The following is an 827-nucleotide window of genomic DNA, read 5'->3' as shown; positions in this document are numbered from 1 at the left end:
GGGCGAGGCAGGCGGCGAGACCGAGGGAGGCGCAGAGCTCCGCGGTGCGCGCCGGTGGATCGCGGCCGTCGAGCATGGCGAATGGGACGCCGGCCATCAGCGCGCCGGCGATCCAGGGAAGCGCCGCCGCCCCGTCCGGCAGCCGCAGGCCGAAGGCCATGCCCGGCGCCGCGGCGGCGGCGTGGGAGACGCCGCAGGCGATGCGCCAGAAGGCCGCGCGGTCCAGCACCTGGCCGGTGCCGTCGGCGACCATGGGGGCGGCCGGATCGGTGTCGCGCAGCGCCCGGAACAGGGCGCCGAGGTCGGCATCCTCCCAGTTCCGCGTCGCCTGCCCGTCCAGCATCAAGCCGTGCCCCCCGGTCCGCTTATGGACTGGTTCGGAACACGGTCAAGCCGCGGCGTGGACAGCGCCTGCCTGCTCCATCAAGGCACTTGTCAGCATGGCGCAGAGGGCGGCGCGGTGGGGCGGCTCGATCATGCTGTGGTGGCCGCCCCGCACCGGGATGACCTGCCGCAGGTCGCTGCGCTCCGCCCAGCCCAGGTCGGGGGCCATGCCCGGCCGCGGCTGCTCGGAGCGGAACAGGATGGTGGGGGTCGCGATGCGCTCGGCGTCGCGTGACCGCCAGCGCATCAGCGCCGCGCTGCGCAGGTTGGCGTTCAGGTCGAACCAGAAGCGCTGCGCCGCCAGCCATGGCGGGGGATGGGTGGGCAGCAGGCGGGCGAGCAGCGCCGCCTGGCGCGGATCCGCGCCGAGCTTCCGCCGCTGCCAGCGCAGCCAGCGGCGCAGCATGGCTGCCGGCGGCTCCGCCGCGCCGGCGGGCGGCGAG

Annotated in this window: 2 protein-coding genes; both read right to left on the bottom strand. The window is 76.3% G+C overall.

Annotation, left to right across the window (positions count from 1 at the left end):
- The coding region (locus tag OZN99_RS32680; RefSeq protein ID WP_270939337.1) for a hypothetical protein at positions 1 to 343 on the bottom strand (343 nt) is incomplete at its 3' end.
- 45 nt (positions 344 to 388) lie between these two features.
- Positions 389 to 827 (bottom strand): hypothetical protein (locus OZN99_RS32675; protein WP_270939336.1); only part of this gene is annotated, 439 nt, incomplete at its 5' end.

The organism is Falsiroseomonas oryzae (assembly GCF_027856955.1).
GTDB classification, from domain to species: domain Bacteria; phylum Pseudomonadota; class Alphaproteobacteria; order Acetobacterales; family Acetobacteraceae; genus Falsiroseomonas; species Falsiroseomonas oryzae.
The sequence above is the reverse complement of the archived record's forward strand: the minus strand, read 5'-3'. Positions and strand labels throughout refer to the sequence as shown.